This is a genomic window from Dactylosporangium sp. NPDC049742, from assembly GCF_040674675.1.
GTDB lineage: Bacteria > Actinomycetota > Actinomycetes > Mycobacteriales > Micromonosporaceae > Dactylosporangium > Dactylosporangium maewongense.
The window spans coordinates 1-23,834 of the sequence record NZ_JBFANF010000043.1 but is presented as its reverse complement, the minus strand read 5'-3'; the positions used below and the strand labels follow the sequence as shown (position 1 = coordinate 23,834).

Here is a 23,834-nt window from a genome sequence, read left to right as displayed (position 1 = left end):
CCCGTGCCCTTGAACAACGCGCTCGTGCGCTTCCGGATCATCGCCTGGATCGTCGGCGTGCTGCTGGTCGTGCTCACCGTCGGCACCGTACTGAAGTACGCCGCCGACGAGGAGACGATCGTGGCGCTCGTCGGCCCCGCGCACGGCTTCCTCTACATGGCCTACCTGGTGCTCGCCGCCGACCTGGCCCGCCGCGCGAAGTTCAAGCTCGGCTTCACCCTGCTGGTGCTGCTGGCCGGCACGGTGCCGTTCCTGTCGTTCGTGGCCGAGCGGGTCGTGACCCGCCGGGTCCAGTCAGCCCGACCTCTTGTAGGAAGCGCCGTGTGAGTCGGCGCAGTGCTCGGTGTCGAGCGTGTGGTCGACCTGCAGCGTCGTGTGCTCGATCGCGTACCGCTCCCGGAGCCGCTCCTCGATCGCCTCGCGCACCGCGTGGCAGTCGCCCGACGGCGCCACCAGCACGTGCGCGGACAGCGCCGGATAGCCGGAGGTGACCTGCCAGACGTGCAGGTCGTGCAGCTCGACCACGCCCGGCACGCCGACCAGCTCGCGGCCGAGCGCCGCCGGGTCCAGCCCGGCCGGCGCCGCCTCCAGGAAGATCCGCCCCGACTCGCGGACCAGGCCGAGCCCTGAGCGCACCATCAGCGCCGCCACCACCAGCGAGGCGATCGCGTCGGCCCGGTGGAAGCCGGTGAGCAGCACGACCAGACCGGCCACGGCCGCCGCGACGAAGGCGAACAGGTCCGTCAGTACGTGCTGGAACGCGCCCTCGACGTTGAGGCTGGAGCGGTCGGCCCGGCGGAGGATCCACACCACCAGCAGGTTGACGGCGGCGCCCGCCAGGGCGGTGACCAGGACCGCGCCGCCGCCGACCGACGGCGGGTGCGCCAGCCGGACCACCGACTCGTAGCCGATCCAGACGGCCAGCAGGAGCAGGGTCAGCCCGTTCGCCTGCGCGGAGAGGATCTCGGCGCGCTTCAGCCCGAACGTGAACCCGCCCGACGGCGGCCGCGCCGCCAGCCGGGTCGCGAACAGGGCGAGGGCGATCGCCGCGGCGTCCGACAGCATGTGCGCCGCGTCGGACAGCAGCACCAGCGAGTCGACCACGACGCCGACGGTCACCTCGACCGCCATGAAGCCGGTGATCAGCGCCAGCGCGACACCCAGCAGCCGCCGGTCGGCGTCGGCCGACGGGGCGTGGTGGTGCTCGTGATCGTGGTCGTGCCCCATGCCAGCCATCTTATGCGTGCTTCGCTATATGACGGCAGCGGTTGCGGCGCCGTTTCTGTCACCGCGAGCCGGGGCATCTAGTCAGTACGACGTTGCAGTGCGATGAAGGAGGGCTGGTCCGTGGGCATGGAAATCCAGCTGACGCTCTCGTTGCCACGCGATCGGTCCACCGTCCCGCTGACCCGCCGCGTTCTCGACGCCGCGCTGGGCGTGTTCTCCGTCACCCGGGACTGCCGCGACGACATCGGGCTCGCCGTCGGGGAGGCCTGCGCCAACGCCGTACAGCACGCCGGCGCCGACTACCAGGTCACCGTCACGATCCACGAGGACCGCTGCGTCATCGACGTGGTCGACGAGGGGATCGGGATGTCCGACGTCGCCGCCGCCTCCCCGGAGTCCGAACCGTCCGCGGATCCCGACATCGCGGAGAACGGCCGCGGGCTGCGGATCATCCACGCCCTCGCGGACATGGTCGAGCTGCGCCGCCACCAGCCGCACGGGGTGGCGCTGCGGATCGTGAAGATGCTGACGAGGGTGACCCCGGCGACCGTCTGACCTCACCTTTTGATCGTTCCTGCCCGTCCTGGTGATTTCTGGACAGAACCGTGCCGTCGATCGGCGCGTGGGTCTGCACTGGAGCCGCACAGCCGGTGCGACTCCGGCACATCTGGGCACCGTTGCGCAGTGTGCAACGTCACCCCACGAAGCCGGAGGGCTCAACACCATGACCACGCCGACTCTGCCCGTCGAGACCCGCTGGACCGTGCAGGAACGCGCCTGGAAGCAGGAGCTGCCCGACCTGCCCGACGACGTCATCGCGCTGCTGGCCCCACCGGTCGTGGTCAGCGCGTCCACCATCGCGGGACGCACCGTCCCCCGCACCTCCCCGCGGGATGTCTGAGCTATACCGTTTCGTTCATGACGGTTGCGTACCCGATCGCCCACGCCTGGCTGTCCGCCGGAGGCACCGGCGCGCAGAACTACGACGAGTTCGCCGACGACGCGGAGATCACCGCGATCATCGCGGCCAACCCGTCCAGCGCGCTCGCCATCGAGATGCCCCACCGGGCGCCGGACAATGTCGGCCGCTCCTTCACCGACAGCCTCCCCGACGCCGTGAGCCGCCTCCAGGCGGCCAAGGACGCCGGGCACTACACCGCCGCCGACGACGTGGTCGTGCTGTACCGGATCACCTCACCCGACGGCGCCCGGGCCTACGGCCTGTGGTGCATGGTCGGCACCGACCAGATCTCCACCAGCGCCGACGAGCCCGGCGCCGTGATCCGCAACGAGGACGTCTTCATCGAGAAGGTCCGCGAGCGGGTCGCCCTCGCCGAGGCCACCCAGCACCTGCTGTCGCCGGTGCTCCTGCTGCAGACCGCGCACGGCGAGGCGCTGCACGCGGCCATCGCCCAGGCCGTCACCCACGCCGGCAGCCCCGCGGTCACCGACGTCGACCCCGCCGGCCGCAGCCACGAGATCTGGGCCGTCGGCGCCGGCACGACCCGCGACCGGCTCCTGGCGCTGGCCGGCGGTGGTGAGCTCGTCGTCGCCGACGGCAACCACCGCAGCCTCGCCGCGCAGACCGCGGGCTACCCGCGCTTCCTCGCCGTGGTCACCACGCCCGAGTCGGTGGCGATCCAGCCCTACAACCGCCTGGTCTCCGAGATCCCCGCCGGCGTTTCGTTCGGCGGTACCGCGCTGGACGCCGCCGAGGTGCCGGCCTCCGGTGGGCGGGTCCACCTGTACACGCGGGACGGCGCCTGGTCCGTCGAGCTTCCCCGCGACGCGGACGGCGGCGTCATCGACAACCTCGACCATGCCCTGGTCGAGCGCCGGCTCTTCGCCGAGACCCTCGGCCTCGACCCGGGCGACAAGCGCATCACGTACGTCGGCGGCGACTACCCCGCGTCGTGGCTGCGTGACGAGGTGGACGCGGGCCGCGCCGAGCTGGCCGTGCTCATCGCCCCCGTCACCGTCGACGACTTCGTCGCGGTCAACCTCGCCCGGCAGAAGATGCCGCGCAAGAGCACCTGGTTCACCCCGAAAGCACGCGCCGGGCTGGTCGTCGCCCAACTGTCGTAGCTTCACCCGATCGTGGTAGACACTAGGCCGCTTCGTCTACGGCCTGGGGTGTGCACATGCAGATCTTCATCGCGGCGATGGTCGCCGCCTTCGGTATCGGCGCCTTTGCCGCCGCCGCCCTCGTCTGGGACCGGCGGCGGCACTGGGGCCTCACCGGTGGCGCCACCGCCGGATGGGTGTCCGGGCTGCTCTTCGTCGGTTTCGCGCTGGTGGTGGGTTCCTGCCTGGGTCTGATCCAGTTCTGACAGACTTCCCGGTATGCGCGTCTATCTTGGTTCGGACCATGCCGGCTATGAGCTGAAAGTGCACCTGGTCGGCGCCCTGCAGCTGCAGGGCTACGAGGTCGTCGACGTCGGCCCGGCGAAGTTCGACCCCGACGACGACTACCCGGCCTTCTGCTTCCACACCGGCGCCCGCGTCGTCGCCGACCCCGGCAGCCTCGGCGTCGTCATCGGCGGCTCGGGCAACGGGGAGCAGATCGCGGCCAACAAGGTCCTCGGGGTCAGGGCCGCCCTGGCCTGGAACCTGGACACCGCCCGCCTCGGCCGCGAGCACAACGACGCCAACATCGTGGCCGTCGGCGCCCGCCAGCACACGCTCGACGAGGCCACCGCCCTCGTGACGGCGTTCCTGTCCACGTCCTTCTCCGGCAACGAGCGGCACGCCCGCCGGATCGCGCAGGTCCTGGACTACGACACCACCCGCGTCCTGCCGCCCCTGCCCGAGTCCTGACAGCCCCTTTCCGAATCGACGCTGCGCGATCCACCCCCAATTCGATCTCTGAAACGGGGGTAGATCGCGTCTTTGTTGTGCGCCGTCGGCGGTCAGGTGCGGGGGCGGTGGCCGGGGCGGGTCAGTTCTTCGCGGGGGACCCAGCCGCGGCGGATGATCTGCAGGTCGCGCTCGGCGGCGGCGAGGTCGTCGTCGGTGGGGCGGGCGGCGTCGCGGGCGCGCATGGCGGCGGAGACGCTCACCTGGGACGCGCCGCCGCCGACGAGGCCGCGCAGGCCGCGTTCGGAGACCACCTCGTCGTGGTGGTGATGATGGTGGTGGGTGTCGTGGTGGTGGTGATCGTGTTCGCGGTCGTGGTCGTCCTTGGGGTTGCCGGGCTGCCGGTCCGCGTGGTGGTGGGGGTCGGTGTCCGTGGTCTCGGGGTCGTGGACGTTCGCGGTCATGGCGAACGCGCCCGACAGCTCCGCGAGCTGGGCCGGGCTCGGCGGGGCCGGGCTGGTCGGCGCGGCGCTCGGCACGGGCGTCCGTTCGGCGCCTCGCGAAGGCGCGGCGCCCGGTCCCGCTCCTTGCGGAGGCGCGGCGCCCGGTCCCGCTCCCTGCGGAGGCGTGGTGCTCGGTCCTGCCCCTTGCGGTGAAGCAGCGGCGTCCGGTCCCGCTCCCTGCGAAGGCGTGGTGCTCAGTCCTGCCCCTTGCGGAGGCGCGGCGCTCGGTCCCGCCTCTTGCGAAGGGCCGCCGGGCAGCGTCGGGGGCGAAGGAGCGTCCTGGCCGTTGCCGGAGGGGCGGCCGGTCGATGCGAGATCTGCCGGGGACACAGCGGCCTGAGCGGCGGCGGCCGGCGGGCCGGAGGTCGGCTGGGTGCTGACCGGGGGGTGGATCGGCGGCCGGGGCACGGGCGCGTGGGGCCTGGCCGTCACCGCCGCTTCCGCCGTCGCCGCTTCCGTCACCGCACCTTCCGTCACAGCCGGTTCCGTTGCCGCCGCTTCCGTCGTTGCCGGGTCCGGCACGGGCGCGTTCGCCGGCGGCGGCTCGGAGGGGGAAGCGGCAGCTGGTCGTACATCGGCCGCAGACGCATCGGGAGCGGTGTCGGCGGCGGGGTCCGGGTCGTCCACGACGGGTGGCTGGGTGTCGGTGGTCACCGGTTGGTGATGCCGCATGCGGCGCCGCCGGCGCTGGATCCCACCCACACCCCAGACCCTACCCGTTCCGGGCCCCGGAGCAGAGGGATCAGAAGATCTCGATCGATGCGGGGGCGACGTGCCAGCCGAAGGCGGTGCTCGCCGCGGCGACCGCGCCGGGGCGGTGCTCCTGGACGCGGCCGGTGGCGGCGAGTGCGCCGAGGGTCGTGCCGCCGAGGTACGCGGCGCCGAGCTCGAGGATGTCGCAGGTGAGGTCGGCCGGGGCGTCGGTGGGGGAGCAGTTGACCAGGGCGCCGCCGGCGCCGGCGCGCAGGCGCCAGCGGCCCGCGTTCGCCGGCAGGAGGGCGTCGGTGACCTCGATGACGACGTCGACGGGGGCGGCGTACCTGCGGGAGGTCAGCGCCCGCGGCAGGTCCACGATCCGCAGCCACAGGCCGTCGCCGATCTTGCCGGCCAGGCGGCGGGGCTCGTCGACCATGTGGAAGATCGGCTCGTCGACGCTGGAGAGGCCCATGACGACGGTGCGGGTGAGGTCGACGCCGAGCAGGAAGCGCCACAGCGCGGCGTAGGCGTGGGGCGTCGCGGCGACCAGCTCCACGACGTTGACCTCGCCCTTCGGGCCGTTGTCGTCCCACTGGCTGCGGACGCGGTAGCGGGTGTACCCGTCGACGACCCCGTCCGCGTTCTCGAACAGCACGGCACGCGTCGCCGTGTGCCCGTCGCGCTCGGACTCCAGGTCGGTGGTGAGGAACGTCCACCAGGCGTCGCTGCGGGAGGACAGGCCGGGCCGGCCGGCGAGCGCCCGGGCGTACACCTCGGACAGCTCCTTGAGCACCTCGGTGGGCGCCGCGCCGCGCACGTGGCCCGCGCCGGTGCCGATGGTGCCGCGGATCGCGACCTCGCGGCGGTCGGCGCGGATGGTGACGTTCTGCGACGCGAGGCCGTAGCCGAACCGCTGGTAGATGCGGCCCTCCGAGGCCCACAGCACCGCGACCGCCTCCGGCACGGTGGTGAGCTGCTCGGTCATCATGCGGCGCAGCAGGCCCTGACGGGTGTGCACGGGGGAGACGGTCACCGCGGTCACGTGAGCGGCGGGGATCACGGCACCCGGCACGGCGAGGTCGCGGGTGAGCGCGCCGGCGGTGCCGACGATCCGCCCGTCCGACTCGGTCAGCAGGTACCGCGCCGGGTCGATCACCAGGTGGAGCTTGCTGGCCGGGTCGGGGGCGCCGAGTCCGTTGAAGTTGGACCGGATCACCTCGCGCATGGCGGGAAGGTCGGCGGGTGTTGCGGCGCGCAGCGAGTATCCGGTCACGCAGTCGTGTCTACCTCGTGACCTCCACTGAGCGCGACCGATTTCGTGGCGTGGTTACTCTCGGAAGTGACCGACGGCAAGTATCCGGGGGCGGAAAGTCTGTCTGGGGGGAGTCGCACGATGACGCAGGGTGCGTTGCTGGACCTCGTGTGTGGTCCGGCGAGCCCTTTGCCGGAGACGTTCCAGCGCTATCGGCTCGTCGCCCATCTGGGCTCGGGCGGCCAGGCGGACGTCTATCGAGCGGTGCGCATCTGCGGCGGGGTGACGTCGGCGCCGATGACCGTGAAGGTCTTCCGGATCGACCCGCAGCGCCCGATCGCCGACGAGCTGCGCTCGTGGGACAAGGGCGACGCCGCCCTCATGGACCTCAACAACCGGGGCGTCGGCGGCATCTGCCGGCGCGCCGACGGCTTCTACGGGCCGCCGCCGCACCGTCCGGGGGAGCGGCCGGCGCCGGGTGACGCCGTGCCGTACCAGGTCTACGACTACCTGCACGGGGTCAACCTGCGCGAGTACATCGCGCAGCGGGCCGGCATGGCGCCCGGTGGCCGCCGGCTCAACGCCGTCGGCGCGCTCAAGACGCTCGGGTCGGTGCTCCAGGCGCTGCACTACCCGCAGCAGTCCGGCGCGACCGCCGTCCTGCACATGGACGTCAAGCCGTCCAACCTCATGGTCCTCGCGACCGGCGAGGTGCGCCTGATCGACTTCACCGGCGCCCGGTACTTCCGCGAGGAGGAGATCACCCAGATCGCCTACACCCCGGAGTCCGGCGGACCGGAGGCGTTCGGCGGCGTGAAGTACGTCGGTCCCGCGTACGACGTGCACGGCTACGGCGCGGTCGCCTACTTCCTGGTCACCGGCGCGTATCCGCGGGTCGACGGCCGCACCGACCAGCGCAACCCGCAGGAGGCCTCGCCGCCGCAGTGGAACGTGCTGCGCCGCCACCCGCTGCTGGAGCGCATCCCGGCCCTGCGGGACCACCTGCACGCGCCGCTCGCTGACCGCCCGGCGGAGCGCCCCGACACCCGCGAGCTGCCGTCGTGGCTGGCCCACCTGGCGGAGCTGGTGCGCCGGTCCGGCCTGCCGGACGTCGGCTGCGACTGGGTCGAGCCGGAGGCGTCGGAGACGTCGCGGGCCGTCGGCCGGGCCAGGCCGTCCGTCACGGGCACCGAGACCGACGCGTACCAGCGCATCGAACGCCTGGAGCGGGAGCTGGTCGCCCTCCGCGCCAGCTCCTCGGCCCCGACCGCCTTCTACACGGCGCCGCCCGTCTCCGCGCCGCCCGTTTCCGGACCGCCTGTCTCCGCGCCGCCTGTTTCCGGTGTACCGGTGTCGCCCGCGGCGACCGGCGTCGCCGTCTCCGATGCCGGCGTGCCGCAGATGCGCGGCCGGGCCAAGGTCGTCCACCGGCCGGCACCCGACCCGACCGGCATGATGCCCGCCGACCCCGAGATCGAGCGCCCCATGTACCGGCCGGAGCCCGGCGAGCGCGCCCGCACCCTCAAGATCGGCTGGGAGCTGACCGGCACCGGCGCGTTCATCGCGTTCATCTGCTGGGGCCTCTGGGCGCTGGACAGCGACGGCAGCCTCTCCGGCCCGTTCATCGCGTTCCTGGTCGTCCTCGCCGTCGCCGCGGGCGTGTTCACCCTCACCCGGCTCGTCGGCCGGCTCGTCCTGGAGCAGCGCTTCGGCCGGATCCGCCGCAGCGCGAAGGGCGCCCACGCGCTCACCGGCCTCTTCCTGGCCGGGGCGGGCGTCGCCTACCTGCGCGAGGTCGGCTGGTTCATGCAGTTCTGGACCTGGCTGACGGGCCTGTCCGGGTGAGGCGCTGGCAGCCCGGCCGGGCGAGGCGCTGGCGCCGCCGCCGCACCACCCACACCCTGGAAGGCCTGATCAACTTCCGGGACCTCGGCGGCCTGCCCGCCGCCGGCGGCGCGGTCCGCCCCGGCCGCCTCTTCCGCAGCGACTCCCTCGCCTACGCCACCGGCGCCGACGCCACCCACCTCCTGAAGGACCTGCGCGTCGCCACCGTCATCGACCTGCGCGGCGAGTACGAGGTGGCCCACCTGGGCCGCGGGTTCGTCGCGACCGCCCCCGTCGACTACGTCTCCGCCCCGATCGCCGACGTCAGCGGCGCCGCCGACCTCGTGGGCCACTACGTCGCGATGCTCACCGAGAAGGGCGACGTCCTCGCCTCCACCGTCCGCCTCCTGTCCACCTCTTCGACCCTGCCGGCCGTCTTCCACTGCGAGGCCGGCTGCGACCGCACCGGCGTGCTGGCCGCGGTGGTCCTCGGCCTCCTGGGCGTCCCGGACGAGGTCATCGCCGCCGACTACGCCGCCACGGCCGCCGCGATGCCGCGCATCCACGAGCGCGTCTCGGTCGTCGTCGACCGCCTCGGTCTCCCGCCCCGCCCCGCCTCCGTCCTGGACTGGACCCCCGAGGCGGCGATGATGCTGCGGACGCTGGAGCTGGCGAAGGACCGCTGGGGCTCGATCGAGGACTGGGCCCGCACGTACGGCCTGAAGGACGACGACCTGTCCGCCCTGCGCGCCGCGCTGGTCGCCTGACCGGTCCGCTCAGTCGTAGGCGTCGCCCAGCGCCGGGAACGACGGGTCGGTCCAGTGCAGCGCCCGCCCTTCGGCGCGCAGCATCCACTCGAGCAGGTCCGTGAAGCTGCTCGCGACGACGTCCATGGACCCGGCAACGCCGTGCCGGTCCCAGTAGCTGTCGTAGCAGCGGCCGTTGTGGACGTCGCCGAAGTCGGCGGAGATGGCCGAGGACGCGCTGTCGTTGGTCTTCGCGATGAGATACCAGGCGTCCGACGGGTCGTCCGGGAACTCCTCGCCGACGATCGCGAGGTTGGCCTTGACCACCTGCTCCGGCGGCAGGATCAGGGCGCCGAAGAACTGATCGGCGAACAGCTCCGCGCCACCGCACGCGGCGTAGAAGTCGGCGACGTCCCGCGGGACGGTGTGGTGCGGCTCGACCCGGACCGGGCCGGACACCGGGAAGACCCGGCATCCGGCCCGCGACCCGATCGCCCGCAGCAGCGTCGCGATGTCCACGGCGAAAAATCCTAACTCAGCGAATAGATGTACTTCGCGAACTCACGGTAGTACGCGTTGCGGGCGGCCTGCGGCACGTTCGCCACGTCGAACATGGCTTCCGACATTGCATAGGCCTCGCGGGGACTCATCGCCGCCCAGTCGACCCTGACCCCGACCCGGCGGCCATAGTTGATCTCCAGCCAGTCGCGGTACCACGCTCTGGTCGCGTCGTGGTTGGCCTCGCTCAAGCGAATGGTCGTCGAATCCGCCGCGCGCGACTTGTATCCCGCGATGTTGGCCTTCGCCCAGGCGTCCATCACGCCGTGGTGGTCGGTGCCGTCGTCGACGGCGCCGGGACCGCTGCCCGGCGATGGGGCGCCCGTGGGCGTCGTGGCCGCGGTGACGGCCGCAGGGGTCGGCGCCGGAGGCCGGTGCGGGGATGGGCGCCGGAGATGGTCGCCCGGGGATCCGTCAGCCGGATCGACCCGTCAGAATGCTCGGTGCGAAATCGGCCGACGGAGGAACCGCGATTTCATTGGCCGTTCTCGCGCAGCAGGAATCGTATCTGCAGCCATGCTGAACCCCCGTAGGTCGTGATTACGCCACGCAACCTACGGCACCCGGCACGGCCCGGGCAATGATTAAATTCGCTGATCCGGGCGCTGTCGCACGCATTGTGATTGCCCTGAGCGCCGTCAACTGTATCGATTACCGTGCGCAGGCAAAAAGCGCTGGAAATCTTCACAAACAATTACGTGCGGTAATACAGTGCAAACCGGCTGCGCGGGGATGAATGCCACCCGCGCCGGCCGGCCGTGCCGGGGGGTCAGACGGAGACGGGGCGGGCGTTCAGGAGGGCGGTGTGGTCGCGGGCGGCGGCGTCGAGGAGGGACTGCCAGGCGTCGGCGCCGATGGGGAGGCGGGTGGGGCGGGCGTCGGAGGCGATCAGGCGCAGGACCTCGGTGGCGAAGAGGGACGGCGGGTTGGCCATCGGGAGGTCCTTCATGGCGCGGGTGCCGGCGAGCATGGGGGCGGTGACCGCGCGGTACGTGTCGAGGTGGTCCGACTCGGTCAGGGTGGTGCCCCACTCGGTGGCGAAGCAGCCCGGCTCGACGGCGACGACGTGGACGCCGGTGCCGGTGAGCTCCTGGGCGAGAGTCTCGACCATGCCTTCGAGGGCGTACTTGGCGGCGGCGTAGGCGCCCAGGCCCGGGTACGCGAGACGGCCCGCGGTCGAGGAGACCATGACGACGTCGCCGTGGCCCTGGGCGCGCATGAGGGGCAGGACCAGGCGGGTCAGGCGCCAGGGGGCGAACAGGTTGGTGGCGAACTGGGCCTGCAGCTCTGCGTCGGTGACCTCCTCGACGGCGCCGAAGTGGCCGTAGCCGGCGTTGTTGACCAGGACGTCGATGCCGCCGAAGCGGGCGACGGCGGCGTGGATCGCGTTGTGGCAGTCGTCGGGGTCGCGCACGTCGAGCGCGCAGGTGGCGAGCGTGCGGGGGTACGCCTCCCGCAGGTCCTCGATCGTCGACGGCCGGCGGGCGGTGGCGAGGACCTGCTGTCCTGAGGCGGCGACGGCCTCGGCGAGGGCGCGGCCCAGGCCGGTGGAGCATCCGGTGATCAGCCAGCGGCGAGTCATGCCCGACATCGTGACGCTGAGTACGCGACGCGGGACAGAGCGAGAACGTGAATGATCGTCATTCACCACCGGAAATCCGTCGTTCGTGTCTGCGAACGCGGCGGGGCGGGGCGTCGTACAGTTGCGGCATGCGCTCGCTCGCCGAGCTGATCTCCGAGGACCGGTCGGCGTGGGCCGAGGTCGAGGCGGCGGTCAGCGGGTCACCGTTCGCGGTGGAGATCCTGCCGACCGATCCCGACAGGGCGGCGGCCTGCCTGGAGCGGCTCCAGGTCACCACCAAGTCGTGGCTCGGGTCGCTGGTGTACCTGTCCGGCGGGCTGGTCGTCGACGACGGCTGGCTGCGGATCCTCGGCTCGGGGCACCCCGAGCGGCGGCTGCCGGACATCCACACGGTGAACGCCGGGTTCGAGGGCGCGGGGCTGGTCGTCGCGCAGGACGTGATGGGCGGCGAGTTCGTGTGGCGGCAGGGTGACGGTCCGTCACCGTCGATCCACTACTTCGCGCCCGACACGCTCGGCTGGGAGGACCTCGGCCTCGGGTACACCGACTGGCTGTACGCGATGCTCGGCGGCGCGATCGACCAGTTCTACCTGAGCTGGCGCTGGCCGGGCTGGCAGGACGAGGTGGCCGCGGTGCCGTTCGACGCCGGGATCCACACGCTGCCGCCGCTGTTCGCCGCCGAGGGCAAGGACGTGGCCGAGGTGAGCCGCCGGCCGGTCCCGATGACCCAGCTGGTGAGCGTCCTGCACGACTTCGCCGACCAGCTCGGCGCGTAGGTGGAGCTGCACCACCGCGACCAGGGCCCGCGGGACGCCCCCGCCGTGGTCCTGCTGCACGGCGGGGGCAGCCGCGGCGCGACCTGGAACCTGTTCACGCCGGCGCTGCTCGAGGCCGGGCACCGGGTGGTCGTGCCGGACCTGAGAGGTCATGGCGGCAGTCCGCGCTCCCGCCAGTACACGCTGAACTCCCACCGCGACGACGTGCTCGCGCTGCTCGACCGGCTCGGTCTGGACCGGGTGACGCTCGTCGGGCATTCGCTGGGCGGGTTCGCCGCGTCGCTGGTCGCGCAGGAGCGGCCGGACCGGGTCACGCGGCTGGTCCTGGAGGATCCGCCGGCGCCGCCGCGCGTCTCCGAGGGCCGGTTGTCGCTGGGCCGCCTGTTGCTGCTGTCGATCGGGACCGCCGACCCGCGCCGCCGGTACGACCGGCTGGCCCTGACCTCCGCGATCGCGCAGCTCAGGCAGGCGCAACCGCAGTGGTGGGACGCGCTGCCGGCGATCGCGGCGCCGACCCTGCTGCTGTCCGGCGGACCCGCGAGCCACATCGCGCCGGCGCGGCTGGCCGAGGTGGCGGCGCTCATCCCGCGCTGCGAGCTGGTCACCCTCCCGGTCGGGCACCGCATCCACAGCACCGCCCCGGACCGGTTCCGCGAGACGGTCATGAAGTTTCTCGGCGATGCTGTCCGGGACGGCGCGCCCGCTCCGACGTCTCCGGCGTCACCGGTGGACGGTGCCGTTCGAGAGGAGTGACCGTGAAGTACATGATCCTGACGTACGCGTCGCAGCGGGACTACGACGAGATGGCCGGCAAGCCCGGCGACGCACCGGTCTGGACCGCCGAGGACTTCGCCGCGATGGGCGAGTTCATGACGAAGTTCAACCAGGAGCTCGAGGCGTCCGGCGAACTGGTCGAGACCCGGGCCCTGGGCGCCCCGGTGCACACCCGCCGCATCGGCGGGACGCCGGCGCTGGTCACCGACGGGCCGTACGCGGAGACGCAGGAGGTCCTCGCCGGGTACTGGATCGTCGACGTCGACAGCTTCGACCGGGCCACCGAGATCGCCTCCCGGCTCGGCCAGTGCCCCGCGCCGCCCGCGGCCGCCGCGACGGCCTACGCCGACGTGCGGCCGATCATCGAATCCGGCGATGAGATCGGTCTCTGAGGACGCCTTAGGGGACCTGCTGCGTTCGCTCGCGCCGCAGGTCCTCGGCGCGCTCGTGCGCCGGTACGGGCACTTCGACCACGCCGAGGACGCCGTGCAGGAGGCCCTCATCGCGGCCGCGGCGCAGTGGCCGACCGGCGGCGTCCCCGAGTCCCCGCGCGGCTGGCTGATCACCGTCGCGTCGCGGCGGCTGACGGACCTGCTGCGCAGCGAGCAGGCGCGGCTGCGCCGCGAGGCGGAGTGGGTGCCACCGCCGCCGTCGGGCGCGGCGCACGACGACAGCCTGATCCTCCTGGCGATGTGCTGCCACCCGTCGCTGACCCCGCCCGACCAGATCGCCCTGACGCTGCGGGCCGTCGGCGGCCTCACCACCGTCGAGGTGGCGCGGGCGTTCCTGGTGCCGGAGGCGACGATGGCCCGCCGCATCAGCCGCGCCAAGCAACGGATCAAGGCCAGCGGCGTGCCGTTCGCGCTGCCGTCCGGCTTCTCCGGCGCCGTGCTGCACGTGCTCTACCTCATGTTCAACGAGGGCTACGCCGCCACGGCCGGCCCCGACCTGCACCGGCCCGATCTGGCCGCCGAGGCGATCCGGCTGGCGCGGCTCGTACACCGGCTGATGCCCGCCGACAGCGAGGTCGCCGGGCTGCTGGCGCTGATGCTGCTCACCGACGCGCGACGGCCCGCCCGCACCGCGCCCGACGGCACCCCCGTCCCCATGGACGCGCAGGACCGCACCCTGTGGGACGCGGCGCTGATCGCCGAAGGTGTCGCCCTCGTCACGGCGGCGCTGCCCCGCGGCCCGGTCGGCCCGTATCAGCTGCAGGCGGCGATCGCGGCCCTGCACGACGAGGCCCCCACCGCCGCCGAGACCGACTGGCCGCAGATCGTCGCACTGTACGAGCTGCTCCTGACCCTGACGGACAACCCGATGGTCGCGCTGAACCACGCGGTGGCGGTGACGATGGCCTCGGGCCCTTCCGCCGGCCTGTCGCTGCTGTCGTCGCTGACCTCCCTGGCGGGCGATCACCGTTTCCACGCGGTGCGGGGGCATCTGCTGGAGATGAGCGGCTCGCTCGCGGACGCCCGCGACGCCTACACGAAGGCCGCCGGCCTCACCGGCAGCGTGCCGCTTCGCCGGTACCTGCACACCCGCGCCGCCGCGTGCCAATGATCGGACGGTCGGGCACGTAGCGGGCGTTGCTCCTGGTCAATTCCATGATCCGGCTGATTTAGAACGCCTGTTCGACTACTGTCCCCACTCATGGAGATCACCTGCACCGCCGTGAAACTCACCCCGACCGCCACCGGCGACGTCCCCGTCCGCTGCTCGAAACACCCCGACCACGTCGCCGCCGGCGACCCGGTCCACGAGTCCCGCGTCGGCGTCTTCCCGGTCCGCTGGACCTCCCAGGAATGACCGACGCTCCAGCTCGGGCGTCCGAACGTACTGGATCCTTGACTGAACGTGATTCCGATGACGTCCACGCGACCGATCAACGGTGCCGCTTCGCGGCGGAAGATCAGCGCATGAGCCGTCGCCGCCTCACCGCCGCCGTGATCGTCCTGCTCACCCTCGCCGGCTGCGGCTCCACCGCGAAGCCGACGGCGCAGCCCCTGGACGCGTCCGGTTCGGCGTCTCCCTCGGCGTCCGCGTCGCCGTCCCCGTCGTCGTCGCCTTCGCCGTCCGCGCCGGTGACCGCCGTGGCCGCCCCGACGACCACGATCGCCATCCCGCCGGTCCCGACGGTCGACGTGCCGACGACGGAACCGACGCAGGAACAGCCCGCGGCGGTCTACTACGCGAACTGCACGGAGGTCAGGCAGGCCGGCGCCGCCCCGCTGCACCGCGGCGAGCCCGGCTACCGCAAGGCCCTGGACCGCGACGGCGACGGCGTCGCCTGCGAGTAAGGCCGCCGGGGCAGGACCGCGCCCCGCCGGCGCGGCGACCTGATCGCCGCTCGATCATCGGAGTCCGGCGCGAGGTGCACCGCCGCCGCCTAGGCTTGATCCGTGCAGTCCGACAGTGCGAGCGAGCTCCGGGCGCGGCACCGGGCGGCCGGATCTCCTCCGTGCGCCCACGCCGATCTCGCCAAGGAGTACTACCTCGGCGCCCAGACCGGCGACTACATCTGTACCGCGTGCGGACGCGAGTTCGGCAGCGTCGCCGAGCGCGACGCAGCGGTGGCCGACGAGGCGGGAGCGGCCTGACCTCCGGATCATCCCACTTGGTGCACGGTCGACGGTGATTGCGACGGTCGGGTTCATCATCTTCGACTTCATCGCGGAGCGAGAGCCAGTTGGTCGCTTGAACGGGACGCGCACGACCGGCTGACCGTGATGGAGTTGGAGGTGATTAAGGAATCGTGGACGGCGCGCCGGAGGCCCGGCGAGGTGGAGCCGGCCGGCAACGCGGTCCAGTGGATTGCCGAAACTCAAGCTCGCGCCCAGGAGCAGGGAGCACTACGAGGACCTGTACCGCCTCCGTGTCCGGCCGCATCTCGGCAAGGTGCAGCTCGGCGAGAGCAACCACACCCCGGAGCGTCCGACGGAGACCGTCAAACAGGTGTTCGCTTTCGCGGACGCCATGCCGCCCCGGTTCCGTGCGCTGACCGTGGTTGCCGCCTTTCGGGTCTGCAAGGGGGTGAGCTGGTCGTGCTGCGCCGGTTCGCCCTGGATCTCGACGCGAGCCGGACCAGGGTGCAGCGCAAGTTGGCGGCGCTGAGGAGCGGTCTGGCGTTCGGCGGCGTCGAAGCCGGCGGCGCCGGAGTGCGGATCGTCACCCTCCGGACTGCGCGGCGGTCACGGCACTGATGGCGCACCTCGCCGAGCTCACCGATGAGGGAACCGACGTGATCGTGTTCAGGGCCGGGGATTGGGCGCTGCTGCGTTTCGGCAATTTCGACTGGGCGGTGAAACGAAAATATGCGGTCAAAGCGGTCAACTTGGCCAACGGATTCCGTTTCCGCGACCTACGCCACATCGGCATGCCCTCGCCACCGCGGCCGGCGCCAGCACCTGCGAGCTGACGCATCGCCTCGGCCAGCCGAGCATGCGGCGGCGCTGATCCGTCAGCAAGGGCGCGGGCGGGAAGCTACTGGCCCAAGGGTGAGAAGCGCAGGTCGTGGCGGTGCGACGATGGAGCTTGTGACCTGCTTGAAGAGCTAAGAGCGGGCGATGAGAATCGAACTCACACCGTCAGTTTGGAAGACTGAAGCTCTGCCATTGAGCTACGCCCGCGTGCTCCCGGCTCGGCCGGGTGCGGCTCCCAGCGTACCGAATCCTCCGCCGGAGGGCATATGGCGGGTCCATGCAGTGCGACACCGCCATACCGAGCGGCGGCCTGTCAGACCCAACGCATACACTTGCCGACGCACAGCACCGGGGTGTAGCGCAGTTTGGTAGCGCACTCGCTTTGGGAGCGAGGGGCCGTGGGTTCAAATCCCGCCACCCCGACCGGGACATACCAGGCAGCCGCCAGTCCACCCAGCCGTTGGAGCGGCTGACCGCGACCCATGAGGAGAAGTTCTGTGAAGAGCACCGTCGAGACCCTGAGCCCGACGCGCGTGCGGCTCGAAATCGAGGTGCCGTTCGCCGAGCTGGAGCCCAGCTTGAAGAAGGCCTACCGGGAGATCGGCTCGCAGGTCGTGATTCCCGGGTTCCGCCGCGGCAAGGTGCCGACCGCCGTGATCGACCAGCGGGTCGGGCGGGGCGCCGTGCTCAACGAGGCGGTGCAGGAGGTCATCCCGACGCAGATCCTGGCCGCGGTGCGTGAGCACGAGGTGAAGACGCTGGGCCGGCCCGAGGTGGAGATCACCGAGTTCGCGGATGGGCAGCCGTTGAAGTTCACCGCCGAGGTGGACGTGCGGCCGGAGATCACGCTGCCGGACCTGGCGGAGATCCAGGTGACGGTCGACGCGCTCGTGGTGAGCGAGGAGGACGTCGACGAGCAGCTCAAGGGGCTGCGGGACCGGTTCGCGACGCTGAAGACGGTGGAGCGGTCGGCGCTGGTCGGCGACTTCGTGCAGATCGACCTGGTCGCGACGGTCGACGGCGAGGAGGTGCCGGGCGGCAGCGCCACCAACATCTCCCACGAGGTGGGCAGCGGGCAGCTGGTGCCGGGGCTCGACGACGTGCTGGCGGGGATGTCGGCGGGTGAGTCGACGACGTTCACCACGCAGCTGGTGGGTGGCGACTTCGAGGGCCGCGACGCCGAGGTGTCGGTGACCGTGAAGTCGGTCAAGGACAAGCAGCTGCCGCCGGTCGACGACGAGTTCGCGCAGCTGGCGAGCGAGTTCGACACGCTCGACGAGCTCAAGGACGACCTGCGCACCCGGCTGACCCGGGTGAAGCGGATGGAGCAGCTCTACTCGGCTCGTGACCTGGCCCTGAAGGCCGTCATCGAGGCCACCGAGGTCCCCGCGCCGGAGGGCGTGGTGAAGGACGAGGTGGAGTCGCGCAAGGAGTCGATGAACGACCAGCTCCAGCGCATCGGTGCGTCGTTCGAGGACTACCTGTCGACCGAGGGCAAGACCGAGGAGGAGATGGACGCCGAGCTCAACGAGGCGGCCGTCGAGGGCGTGAAGGTGCAGCTGGTGCTCGACACCCTGGCCGACGCCGAGAACATCCAGGTGAGCGACGACGAGTTCGGGCACGAGATCGTGCACCGGGCGCAGCGTGCCGGGGTCGGCCCGCAGCAGTACTACGACCAGCTGGTCCAGGCCGGTGTCGCCGGTGCGGTCTTCGGTGACGTGCGGCGGGGCAAGGCGCTGGGTGTGGTGCTCGAGCGGGTGAAGATCGTCGACTCGGAGGGCACCGCGCTGTCGCTGGACGACCTGCGCGGTCCGGTGGACGAGCACGAGGGTCACGACCACGGTGACCACGAGGGTCACAACCACTGATCTGGGAGCCGGCCGGGCCCGAGCCGCAGCGTGGAAGCACGCAGCGCGGCAAAGCACGCACAACGGGCCCGGCCGACCACGGTGCGCTCATAGCGAAATGCGGTGAGCATAGGAAGCTCCCGCTCCCAACACCGGTTAGGGTCGGCAAGTACAAGACTCTTGCGAAGGGCTGCCATGACCGACCTGCATATTCCAGCGTCGCCAGTCAGTCCCGCGCCCTCGGGGCGCGGTCGGGGCGCGGACTCGAGCCTGACGCTCGACGACTCGGTGTTCAATCGGCTGCTCAAGGAGCGCATCATCTTCCTTGGTAGCGAGGTCAACGACCAGGTCGCCAACCGGATCTGTGCCCAGATGCTCCTGCTCGCCGCCGAGGACGAGGAGCGCGACATCTGGCTCTACATCAACTCGCCCGGTGGCTCCGTCTACTCGGGCATGGCGATCTACGACATCATGCAGTTCGTCACCAACGACGTGGCGACGGTCGCGATGGGCATGGCGGCGTCGATGGGCCAGCTGCTGCTGTGCGCCGGCGCGCCGGGCAAGCGCATGGCGCTGCCGCACGCGCGGATCATGATGCACCAGCCCTCGGGTGGCATCGGCGGCACGGCCTCGGACATCGCCATCCAGGCCGAGCAGATGCTCTACACCAAGCGGATGTTCCAGGAGCGGGTGTCGTTCCACACGGGGCAGAGCCTGGACCAGATCGAGTCCGACTCCGACCGCGACCGCTGGTTCACCGCCGAAGAGGCGCGCGACTACGGCTTCATCGACAAGGTGATCACCGGGGCCCAGCAGGCTCCGGAAGGCGCCGGAACCCTGGCTTGAGGAGCGAAGCGATGACCGATCTGAGCCTGCCCCCGGCGATGCGCGAGGTGCACAACCGTTACATCCTCCCGTCCTACGTGGAACGCACGTCGTATGGGATCAAGGAGACCAACCCGTACAACAAGCTGTTCGAGGACCGGATCATCTTCCTCGGCGTGCAGATCGACGACGCGTCGGCCAACGACGTGATGGCGCAGCTGCTGACGCTGGAGAGCAACGAGCCGGACCGCGACATCATCATGTACATCAACTCGCCCGGTGGCTCGTTCACGGCCATGACGGCGATCTACGACACGATGCTGTACGTGCGGCCCGACATCCAGACGGTCTGCCTCGGCCAGGCGGCGAGCGCCGCGGCGGTCCTGCTCTCGGCCGGCACGCCCGGCAAGCGGCTGGCCCTGCCCAACTCGCGGATCATCATCCACCAGCCGGCCACCGAGGGCGGCTACGGGCAGGGGTCCGACATCGAGATCCAGGCCCGCGAGATCATGCGGATGCGCACGAACCTCGAGGAGATGGTGTCCCGGCACACCGGGCAGCCGATCGACAAGGTCCGCAAGGACATCGACCGCGACAAGATCCTGACGGCCGACGAGGCCAAGGAGTACGGTCTGGTCGACAACATCCTGGTCAGCCGCAAGAAGTCGGCGCTGGTCGCTTCCGGGGCGTAGCCCACAAGGTTCACGGTCGGCCCGCCTCACCTCATGGTCTGGCGGGCCGATGTGGCCATCCGGAAAGACACCACCGCTCAGGGGGTCGGAATACGGCCGACCACCAGGTAACGTCGAGGCAGCACGAAGCAACACGCACGACGCAAGACGCAAGCGGCGACCGGCAGCAAGCCGCGCACGTGAGCTGAACAAAAAGCGCAAAGCGCGCAAAGCGCGAAGCACATGCGCGACGCGATCCGGGCAGTCAGTCCGGCCGAATGCAGGGAGATCGTAGGTGGCACGGATCGGCGACGGCGGCGACCTACTGAAATGTTCCTTCTGCGGCAAGTCGCAGAAGCAGGTGAAGAAGCTGATCGCAGGACCGGGCGTCTACATCTGCGACGAGTGCATCGACCTCTGCAACGAGATCATCGAGGAAGAGCTCGCCGAGTCGGGTGACGTCAAGTTCGACGAGCTGCCCAAGCCGATGGAGATCTGCGCCTTCCTCGACCAGTACGTGGTCGGGCAGGACCAGGCCAAGAAGGCCCTCGCGGTGGCGGTCTACAACCACTACAAGCGGGTCCAGGCCGAGTCCGGCGGCAACTCCAGCGACGGCGTCGAGCTGGCGAAGTCCAACATCCTGCTGATCGGCCCCACGGGCTGCGGCAAAACCCACCTGGCGCAGACCCTGGCCCGGATGCTCAACGTGCCGTTCGCGATCGCGGACGCCACGGCGCTCACCGAGGCCGGCTATGTCGGCGAGGACGTCGAAAACATCCTGCTGAAGCTGATCCAGGCCGCGGACTACGACATCCGCCGCGCCGAGACCGGCATCGTCTACATCGACGAGGTCGACAAGATCGCCCGCAAGTCGGAGAACCCCAGCATCACCAGGGACGTGTCCGGCGAGGGCGTGCAGCAGGCGCTGCTGAAGATCATCGAGGGCACGGTAGCCAACGTGCCGCCGCAGGGCGGCCGCAAGCACCCGCACCAGGAGTTCATCCAGATCGACACGTCCAACGTGCTGTTCATCTGCGGTGGCGCGTTCGCGGGGCTCGACCGGATCGTCCAGGCGCGCGTCGGCAAGGGCGGCACCGGCTTCGGCGCCAACCTGCGCTCGATCACCGACCGCACGCTCGACGACAGCTTCGGCGACGTGATGCCGGAGGACATGCTGAAGTTCGGGCTCATCCCCGAGTTCATCGGCCGCCTCCCGGTGATCACCAGCGTCAAGAGCCTCGACCGCGACGCGCTGGTCAAGATCCTCACCGAGCCGCGCAACGCGCTCGTCCGGCAGTACCAGCGCCTGTTCGAGCTCGACGGCGTCGAGCTGGAGTTCAACGCCGAGGCCCTCGAGTCCATCGCCGACCAGGCGATCCTCCGCGGCACCGGCGCCCGCGGCCTCCGCGCGATCATGGAGGAAGTGCTCCTCAGCGTGATGTACGAGGTGCCCAGCAACCCCAACATCGCCCGCGTGCTGATCACCCGCGAGGTCGTGCTCGAGAAGGTCATCCCGACCATCGTTCCCCGCGACCTCGCCGCCCACCGGGCCGGCCGCCGCCGCGCGGACCGCGAGGAGAAGTCGGCCTAGCCGCACGAGACGCAGCGCCGTCCACCCCCTCGGGTGGGCGGCGCTTCTCTTTGTGTCGTTTGCGGCAGGTGTACGACGTTGGCGTTTGCGGCATGTGTACGCCAGCGCTGCGGAATACGGATCACACTGCCGACAACGCGACGGAAAACGCGGTAGCGGTACACGATGACAACCAATAGCGTTCTCGGCGTGTTGTCACTCGTCTTCGCCGCCGTGTCCGCGCTCGTCTGGGGTGCGGGTGACTTCGCCGGCGGCAAGGCGAGTCAGCGCACCGACTCGTTCGGCATCGCGCTCGTGGCCGAGCTGGCCGGCATCCCACTGGTCATCGGCTGGCTGATCGTCACCCGCCCGGGCCCGCCGGCCGCCGCCGACCTTACGTGGGGCGCCGCGGCCGGCGTCGTCGGCGTCGCGGGTCTCGTCGTCTTCTACCGCGGTCTCGCCGGCGGCGCCATGTCGGTCGTCGCGCCGCTGACCGCCACGACGACGGCCGCAGTGCCGCTGCTGCTCGGTCTCGTCCTGGACCGGCGCCCGTCGACGCTCGCCTTGTGCGGCGCGGTGCTCGCCGTCGTCGCCATCACGTTCGTCAGCGCCGGCCCGACCGGCGGCGTCACCGTCCCCCGGGGGACGATCGTCGCCGCGCTCGGCGCCGGGCTGCTGTTCGGTGGGTACTTCACGCTCATCGCCCAGACGTCGCACACGTCCGGGATGTGGCCGCTGCTGTCGGGGCGCCTCGCCGGGGTCGCCGGTCTCCTCGTCGCGATGCGCGTCATGCGCGTGCCGCTGCGGATGGACCGGGCGTCGGTGGCGCTCGCGAGCACCGCCGGCGTGTTCGACGTGACCGCCAACGCGTTCTACCTCGTGGCCGTCCGCGGGGGCATGCTGAGCATCACCGCGCCGATCGCGTCGCTGTACCCGGTGAGCACCGTCTTCCTCGCGATGGCCGTCGACCGGGAGCGGATGCGGCCGCTGCAGATCACCGGGCTCGGTCTGGCCGCCGCAGCGCTCGTCCTGACCGCCGCCTGATCGATAGGCTGAGGGTATGCGCGTAGCGGTGTGTCAGCTGAACGCCCGTGACGACCGGGCCGACAACCTGAGGGTGGCCAGGACCCTGCTGGAGCGCGCCGCGGCGGGCGGCGCGGATCTGGCGGTGCTTCCGGAGTACGTGGACTATCTCGGCCGCGCCGACGGGGCGCCGAAGCCGGAGCCGATCGACGGGGAGTTCGCGGCCTTCTTCGCCGACGCCGCGCGCGAGCTCGGGATGTGGGTGCACGCCGGCTCCTTCCACGAGGTCGGGCCCGACCCCGAGCACACGTACAACACCACGCTCGTCTTCGACCGCCAGGGCGGACTCGCCGGCACCTACCGGAAGATCCACCTCTACGACGTCGAGATCCCCGGTCGCGTCTCCTATCACGAGTCCGCGACGGTGGCGCCCGGCGCGCAGACCACGCTGCTCCAGGTCGACGAGGCCGTTCTTGGCCTGTCGATCTGCTACGACCTGCGTTTCCCGGAGTTGTACCGGCAGCTGGCGATCGACGGTGCGACGGTGCTCGCGGTGCCGGCGGCGTTCATGCTCCACACGGGCCGCGACCACTGGGAGCCGCTGCTGCGTGCCCGCGCGATCGAGAACCAGTGCTATGTGCTGGCCGCCGGGCAGGTCGGCAACCACGACCCCGACCGCACCTGCTTCGGGCGCAGCATGGTGATCGACCCCTGGGGGACGGTCGTCGCCCTGGCGCCCGATGTCGTGGGCGTCACGTTCGCCGATCTCGACTTCGAGCGGCTCGCGGAGATCCGCGCCACGTTGCCGAGTCTGGCCAACCGCCGGCTCTGACCTTCCCCGCGCCGGCCCGGCGGTTGCCGCCGGGTCAGGCGTGATGGTTGCTGAGGATGCCGACGACGGTGATCCCCACGATCGCCGCGCCCGTGACGAGCATCGCGGCGCGCATCCGCGAAGGTCCGCGCATCGCCAGTCGATAGGTGGCCACGACCACGAACAACGCCACGGCGATCCCGATGACGAACTGCCACAGCGGGAAGAGCATGTCCAGCAGTGCGTCCGCGTGGGGGCTCGGCGTCATGCCGTCATCCTCCCCGATTTGACGCGGGTTCGCCGTTCCCCGTACGGTTCTCCAGGTCCGAGGGACTGGTCGGAAACGACCGGTTCGCCGGACTTCTTCCTGGGTGGTGCGGTTTCAACCGGTGTAAGCCGGATTTGCGATCGCGAAGCCGGCCAGGTAAGTTGATCCAGCCGGCAGGGAGCCGGGCGGGTGAAAGCCGAGAGGCTCGAGCCGGCCGGTCCAGTCGGAATCCCGAGCAGGTCTCCACACCGGAAACGGTGCGGTTGGCGTGTGCGGGAAACGTTCCAGAAGGTCGACAAGCGGATAACGCGAACTTGACAGGCAGGAACGACCTGGTAAAGTAACAAAGCCGGCAGGGAGCCGGGCGGGCAAGCGAGCGACACGCTCCAGTGCCGGCCGGTCCTACTGGATCTCCCGAAACAAGATCACCGGAAACGGTGTCCTTGTTATGCTCGGGAAGCCGCTTGAAGTTGAATAGCCCGAAAATACGGACTTGACAACGGCGAGCGACCTGGTAAAGTAGAGAAGTTGCCCCGGATGAGGCAAGCTCAACTGAGCGAGCTTCAGCGGTGTGTGTTGGTTGTTTGAGAACTCAACAGGGTGCTTGTTAAGCCAGTGCCAATTGATTGACCCCGTGACACGGCTGTTGTCGTGTCCGAGGAT

31 protein-coding genes and 2 tRNA genes are annotated in these 23,834 nt (G+C 70.9%); 24 read left to right on the top strand and 9 right to left on the bottom strand.

The window, feature by feature from the left end:
- Positions 1 to 9 precede the first annotated feature (9 nt).
- Positions 10 to 327 (top strand): DUF3817 domain-containing protein, encoded by a 318-nt coding sequence (locus tag AB0J72_RS38930; RefSeq protein ID WP_344501899.1) that lies wholly within the window; start codon positions 10 to 12, stop codon positions 325 to 327.
- Here AB0J72_RS38930 and AB0J72_RS38925 read toward each other — a convergent pair.
- The gene (locus AB0J72_RS38925; RefSeq protein WP_363408363.1) at positions 295 to 1,227 is read right to left on the bottom strand and encodes a cation diffusion facilitator family transporter; all 933 of its coding nucleotides are present in this window, start codon (positions 1,225 to 1,227) and stop codon (positions 295 to 297) included. The genes AB0J72_RS38930 and AB0J72_RS38925 overlap by 33 nt on opposite strands.
- A 126-nt stretch (positions 1,228 to 1,353) precedes the next feature.
- Here AB0J72_RS38925 and AB0J72_RS38920 point away from each other — a divergent pair, with 126 nt between their 5' ends.
- From AB0J72_RS38920 to AB0J72_RS38900, 5 genes are all read left to right on the top strand, one after another.
- A complete protein-coding gene (locus AB0J72_RS38920) occupies positions 1,354 to 1,782 on the top strand; it encodes an ATP-binding protein (RefSeq protein WP_363408555.1) in 429 nt (142 codons plus the stop codon).
- A gap of 169 nt (positions 1,783 to 1,951) precedes the next feature.
- Positions 1,952 to 2,128: a hypothetical protein gene (locus AB0J72_RS38915; protein ID WP_363408360.1), complete on the top strand. Its 177-nt coding sequence runs from the start codon at positions 1,952 to 1,954 to the stop codon at positions 2,126 to 2,128.
- Positions 2,129 to 2,145: 17 nt separating this feature from the next.
- The gene (locus tag AB0J72_RS38910) at positions 2,146 to 3,312 is read left to right on the top strand and encodes a DUF1015 family protein (protein ID WP_363408357.1); all 1,167 of its coding nucleotides are present in this window, start codon (positions 2,146 to 2,148) and stop codon (positions 3,310 to 3,312) included.
- Between the two features lie 56 nt (positions 3,313 to 3,368).
- Positions 3,369 to 3,557 (top strand): hypothetical protein, encoded by a 189-nt coding sequence (locus AB0J72_RS38905; protein ID WP_344501489.1) that lies wholly within the window; start codon positions 3,369 to 3,371, stop codon positions 3,555 to 3,557.
- A 13-nt stretch (positions 3,558 to 3,570) separates the two neighbouring features.
- Positions 3,571 to 4,044: a ribose-5-phosphate isomerase gene (locus AB0J72_RS38900; RefSeq protein WP_344501488.1), complete on the top strand. Its 474-nt coding sequence runs from the start codon at positions 3,571 to 3,573 to the stop codon at positions 4,042 to 4,044.
- A gap of 92 nt (positions 4,045 to 4,136) precedes the next feature.
- Here the strand turns inward: AB0J72_RS38900 and AB0J72_RS38895 are convergent, their stop codons facing one another.
- Positions 4,137 to 4,562, bottom strand: coding sequence for a hypothetical protein (locus AB0J72_RS38895; protein WP_363408352.1), 426 nt, complete (start codon positions 4,560 to 4,562; stop codon positions 4,137 to 4,139).
- 706 nt (positions 4,563 to 5,268) lie between these two features.
- Positions 5,269 to 6,495, bottom strand: coding sequence for a GNAT family N-acetyltransferase (locus tag AB0J72_RS38890; protein WP_363408349.1), 1,227 nt, complete (start codon positions 6,493 to 6,495; stop codon positions 5,269 to 5,271).
- Between the two features lie 120 nt (positions 6,496 to 6,615).
- Between AB0J72_RS38890 and AB0J72_RS38885 the strand changes: the two genes are divergently transcribed.
- Positions 6,616 to 8,319 carry a hypothetical protein gene (locus tag AB0J72_RS38885; protein ID WP_363408346.1) on the top strand — a complete coding sequence of 568 codons (1,704 nt, stop codon included), beginning with the start codon at positions 6,616 to 6,618 and terminating at the stop codon, positions 8,317 to 8,319.
- Complete coding sequence (locus AB0J72_RS38880; RefSeq protein WP_363408343.1) at positions 8,316 to 9,065, top strand: tyrosine-protein phosphatase; 750 nt, start codon at positions 8,316 to 8,318, stop codon at positions 9,063 to 9,065. Before AB0J72_RS38885 ends, AB0J72_RS38880 begins: the two co-directional genes overlap by 4 nt.
- A gap of 9 nt (positions 9,066 to 9,074) precedes the next feature.
- Here AB0J72_RS38880 and AB0J72_RS38875 read toward each other — a convergent pair whose 3' ends face one another.
- The 3 genes from AB0J72_RS38875 to AB0J72_RS38865 form a co-directional block, all read right to left on the bottom strand.
- On the bottom strand, positions 9,075 to 9,563 hold the full coding sequence (locus AB0J72_RS38875) for an SMI1/KNR4 family protein (RefSeq protein ID WP_363408340.1): 489 nt from the start codon (positions 9,561 to 9,563) through the stop codon (positions 9,075 to 9,077).
- 11 nt (positions 9,564 to 9,574) lie between these two features.
- On the bottom strand, positions 9,575 to 9,865 hold the full coding sequence (locus AB0J72_RS38870; RefSeq protein ID WP_363408337.1) for a hypothetical protein: 291 nt from the start codon (positions 9,863 to 9,865) through the stop codon (positions 9,575 to 9,577).
- A gap of 506 nt (positions 9,866 to 10,371) precedes the next feature.
- Entirely contained in the window at positions 10,372 to 11,184 is an 813-nt protein-coding gene (locus AB0J72_RS38865) for an SDR family oxidoreductase (RefSeq protein WP_363408334.1), read from the bottom strand.
- Between the two features lie 128 nt (positions 11,185 to 11,312).
- Here AB0J72_RS38865 and AB0J72_RS38860 point away from each other — a divergent pair, with 128 nt between their 5' ends.
- From AB0J72_RS38860 to AB0J72_RS38820, 9 genes are all read left to right on the top strand, one after another.
- Positions 11,313 to 11,960, top strand: a complete 648-nt coding sequence (locus AB0J72_RS38860; protein ID WP_363408331.1) for a DUF2625 family protein — start codon at positions 11,313 to 11,315, stop codon at positions 11,958 to 11,960.
- Positions 11,961 to 12,713: an alpha/beta hydrolase gene (locus tag AB0J72_RS38855; RefSeq protein ID WP_363408328.1), complete on the top strand. Its 753-nt coding sequence runs from the start codon at positions 11,961 to 11,963 to the stop codon at positions 12,711 to 12,713.
- Positions 12,714 to 12,724: 11 nt separating this feature from the next.
- Positions 12,725 to 13,126 carry a YciI family protein gene (locus AB0J72_RS38850; RefSeq protein ID WP_363408552.1) on the top strand — a complete coding sequence of 134 codons (402 nt, stop codon included), beginning with the start codon at positions 12,725 to 12,727 and terminating at the stop codon, positions 13,124 to 13,126.
- Entirely contained in the window at positions 13,110 to 14,297 is a 1,188-nt protein-coding gene (locus AB0J72_RS38845; RefSeq protein ID WP_363408325.1) for a sigma-70 family RNA polymerase sigma factor, read from the top strand. The genes AB0J72_RS38850 and AB0J72_RS38845 overlap by 17 nt, the downstream gene beginning before the upstream one ends.
- A gap of 90 nt (positions 14,298 to 14,387) precedes the next feature.
- A complete protein-coding gene (locus tag AB0J72_RS38840; RefSeq protein WP_344501479.1) occupies positions 14,388 to 14,543 on the top strand; it encodes a hypothetical protein in 156 nt (51 codons plus the stop codon).
- Between the two features lie 110 nt (positions 14,544 to 14,653).
- A complete protein-coding gene (locus AB0J72_RS38835; protein WP_363408322.1) occupies positions 14,654 to 15,034 on the top strand; it encodes an excalibur calcium-binding domain-containing protein in 381 nt (126 codons plus the stop codon).
- Between the two features lie 102 nt (positions 15,035 to 15,136).
- Positions 15,137 to 15,334, top strand: a complete 198-nt coding sequence (locus AB0J72_RS38830; protein WP_363408319.1) for a hypothetical protein — start codon at positions 15,137 to 15,139, stop codon at positions 15,332 to 15,334.
- A gap of 444 nt (positions 15,335 to 15,778) precedes the next feature.
- Positions 15,779 to 15,937 (top strand): hypothetical protein, encoded by a 159-nt coding sequence (locus tag AB0J72_RS38825; RefSeq protein ID WP_363408316.1) that lies wholly within the window; start codon positions 15,779 to 15,781, stop codon positions 15,935 to 15,937.
- Positions 15,937 to 16,152 carry a hypothetical protein gene (locus tag AB0J72_RS38820; protein WP_363408313.1) on the top strand — a complete coding sequence of 72 codons (216 nt, stop codon included), beginning with the start codon at positions 15,937 to 15,939 and terminating at the stop codon, positions 16,150 to 16,152. The genes AB0J72_RS38825 and AB0J72_RS38820 overlap by 1 nt, the downstream gene beginning before the upstream one ends.
- Before the next feature lie 140 nt (positions 16,153 to 16,292).
- On the opposite strand, the gene AB0J72_RS38815 is transcribed toward AB0J72_RS38820, so the two are convergent.
- Positions 16,293 to 16,363 (bottom strand) — tRNA-Gly (locus AB0J72_RS38815).
- Positions 16,364 to 16,505: 142 nt separating this feature from the next.
- On the opposite strand from AB0J72_RS38815, the gene AB0J72_RS38810 reads away from it, so the two are divergent.
- The 7 genes from AB0J72_RS38810 to AB0J72_RS38780 all read left to right on the top strand — a co-directional run bounded on the left by AB0J72_RS38810 (position 16,506) and on the right by AB0J72_RS38780 (position 22,924).
- Positions 16,506 to 16,579: transfer RNA gene (locus tag AB0J72_RS38810), tRNA-Pro, on the top strand.
- Between the two features lie 74 nt (positions 16,580 to 16,653).
- Positions 16,654 to 18,024 (top strand): trigger factor, encoded by a 1,371-nt coding sequence (tig, locus tag AB0J72_RS38805; RefSeq protein WP_363408310.1) that lies wholly within the window; start codon positions 16,654 to 16,656, stop codon positions 18,022 to 18,024.
- 174 nt (positions 18,025 to 18,198) lie between these two features.
- On the top strand, positions 18,199 to 18,849 hold the full coding sequence (locus AB0J72_RS38800; protein WP_344501473.1) for an ATP-dependent Clp protease proteolytic subunit: 651 nt from the start codon (positions 18,199 to 18,201) through the stop codon (positions 18,847 to 18,849).
- 11 nt (positions 18,850 to 18,860) lie between these two features.
- Positions 18,861 to 19,520, top strand: coding sequence for an ATP-dependent Clp protease proteolytic subunit (locus tag AB0J72_RS38795; protein WP_344501472.1), 660 nt, complete (start codon positions 18,861 to 18,863; stop codon positions 19,518 to 19,520).
- Between the two features lie 274 nt (positions 19,521 to 19,794).
- A complete protein-coding gene (gene clpX / locus AB0J72_RS38790) occupies positions 19,795 to 21,090 on the top strand; it encodes an ATP-dependent Clp protease ATP-binding subunit ClpX (RefSeq protein WP_344501471.1) in 1,296 nt (431 codons plus the stop codon).
- A gap of 189 nt (positions 21,091 to 21,279) precedes the next feature.
- The gene (locus tag AB0J72_RS38785) at positions 21,280 to 22,113 is read left to right on the top strand and encodes a DMT family transporter (RefSeq protein WP_363408306.1); all 834 of its coding nucleotides are present in this window, start codon (positions 21,280 to 21,282) and stop codon (positions 22,111 to 22,113) included.
- A 16-nt stretch (positions 22,114 to 22,129) separates the two neighbouring features.
- A complete protein-coding gene (locus AB0J72_RS38780) occupies positions 22,130 to 22,924 on the top strand; it encodes a carbon-nitrogen hydrolase family protein (RefSeq protein WP_363408303.1) in 795 nt (264 codons plus the stop codon).
- A 34-nt stretch (positions 22,925 to 22,958) separates the two neighbouring features.
- On the opposite strand, the gene AB0J72_RS38775 is transcribed toward AB0J72_RS38780, so the two are convergent.
- Both AB0J72_RS38775 and AB0J72_RS38770 read right to left on the bottom strand, forming a co-directional pair.
- On the bottom strand, positions 22,959 to 23,171 hold the full coding sequence (locus AB0J72_RS38775; RefSeq protein ID WP_363408300.1) for a hypothetical protein: 213 nt from the start codon (positions 23,169 to 23,171) through the stop codon (positions 22,959 to 22,961).
- A gap of 402 nt (positions 23,172 to 23,573) precedes the next feature.
- Positions 23,574 to 23,834 (bottom strand): hypothetical protein (locus AB0J72_RS38770; RefSeq protein ID WP_363408297.1); only part of this gene is annotated, 261 nt, incomplete at its 5' end.

Coding starts and splice junctions, on each gene's coding strand:
- AB0J72_RS38925 (WP_363408363.1), bottom strand. CDS start 1,227: ATGGGGCACGACCACGATCACGAGCACCACCACGCCCCGTCGGCCGAC.
- AB0J72_RS38920 (WP_363408555.1), top strand. CDS start 1,354: ATGGAAATCCAGCTGACGCTCTCGTTGCCACGCGATCGGTCCACCGTC.
- AB0J72_RS38915 (WP_363408360.1), top strand. CDS start 1,952: ATGACCACGCCGACTCTGCCCGTCGAGACCCGCTGGACCGTGCAGGAA.
- AB0J72_RS38910 (WP_363408357.1), top strand. CDS start 2,146: ATGACGGTTGCGTACCCGATCGCCCACGCCTGGCTGTCCGCCGGAGGC.
- AB0J72_RS38905 (WP_344501489.1), top strand. CDS start 3,369: ATGCAGATCTTCATCGCGGCGATGGTCGCCGCCTTCGGTATCGGCGCC.
- AB0J72_RS38900 (WP_344501488.1), top strand. CDS start 3,571: ATGCGCGTCTATCTTGGTTCGGACCATGCCGGCTATGAGCTGAAAGTG.
- AB0J72_RS38885 (WP_363408346.1), top strand. CDS start 6,616: ATGACGCAGGGTGCGTTGCTGGACCTCGTGTGTGGTCCGGCGAGCCCT.
- AB0J72_RS38865 (WP_363408334.1), bottom strand. CDS start 11,184: ATGACTCGCCGCTGGCTGATCACCGGATGCTCCACCGGCCTGGGCCGC.
- AB0J72_RS38860 (WP_363408331.1), top strand. CDS start 11,313: ATGCGCTCGCTCGCCGAGCTGATCTCCGAGGACCGGTCGGCGTGGGCC.
- AB0J72_RS38850 (WP_363408552.1), top strand. CDS start 12,725: ATGATCCTGACGTACGCGTCGCAGCGGGACTACGACGAGATGGCCGGC.
- AB0J72_RS38845 (WP_363408325.1), top strand. CDS start 13,110: ATGAGATCGGTCTCTGAGGACGCCTTAGGGGACCTGCTGCGTTCGCTC.
- AB0J72_RS38840 (WP_344501479.1), top strand. CDS start 14,388: ATGGAGATCACCTGCACCGCCGTGAAACTCACCCCGACCGCCACCGGC.
- AB0J72_RS38835 (WP_363408322.1), top strand. CDS start 14,654: ATGAGCCGTCGCCGCCTCACCGCCGCCGTGATCGTCCTGCTCACCCTC.
- AB0J72_RS38820 (WP_363408313.1), top strand. CDS start 15,937: ATGGCGCACCTCGCCGAGCTCACCGATGAGGGAACCGACGTGATCGTG.
- AB0J72_RS38800 (WP_344501473.1), top strand. CDS start 18,199: ATGACCGACCTGCATATTCCAGCGTCGCCAGTCAGTCCCGCGCCCTCG.
- AB0J72_RS38795 (WP_344501472.1), top strand. CDS start 18,861: ATGACCGATCTGAGCCTGCCCCCGGCGATGCGCGAGGTGCACAACCGT.
- AB0J72_RS38780 (WP_363408303.1), top strand. CDS start 22,130: ATGCGCGTAGCGGTGTGTCAGCTGAACGCCCGTGACGACCGGGCCGAC.
- AB0J72_RS38775 (WP_363408300.1), bottom strand. CDS start 23,171: ATGACGCCGAGCCCCCACGCGGACGCACTGCTGGACATGCTCTTCCCG.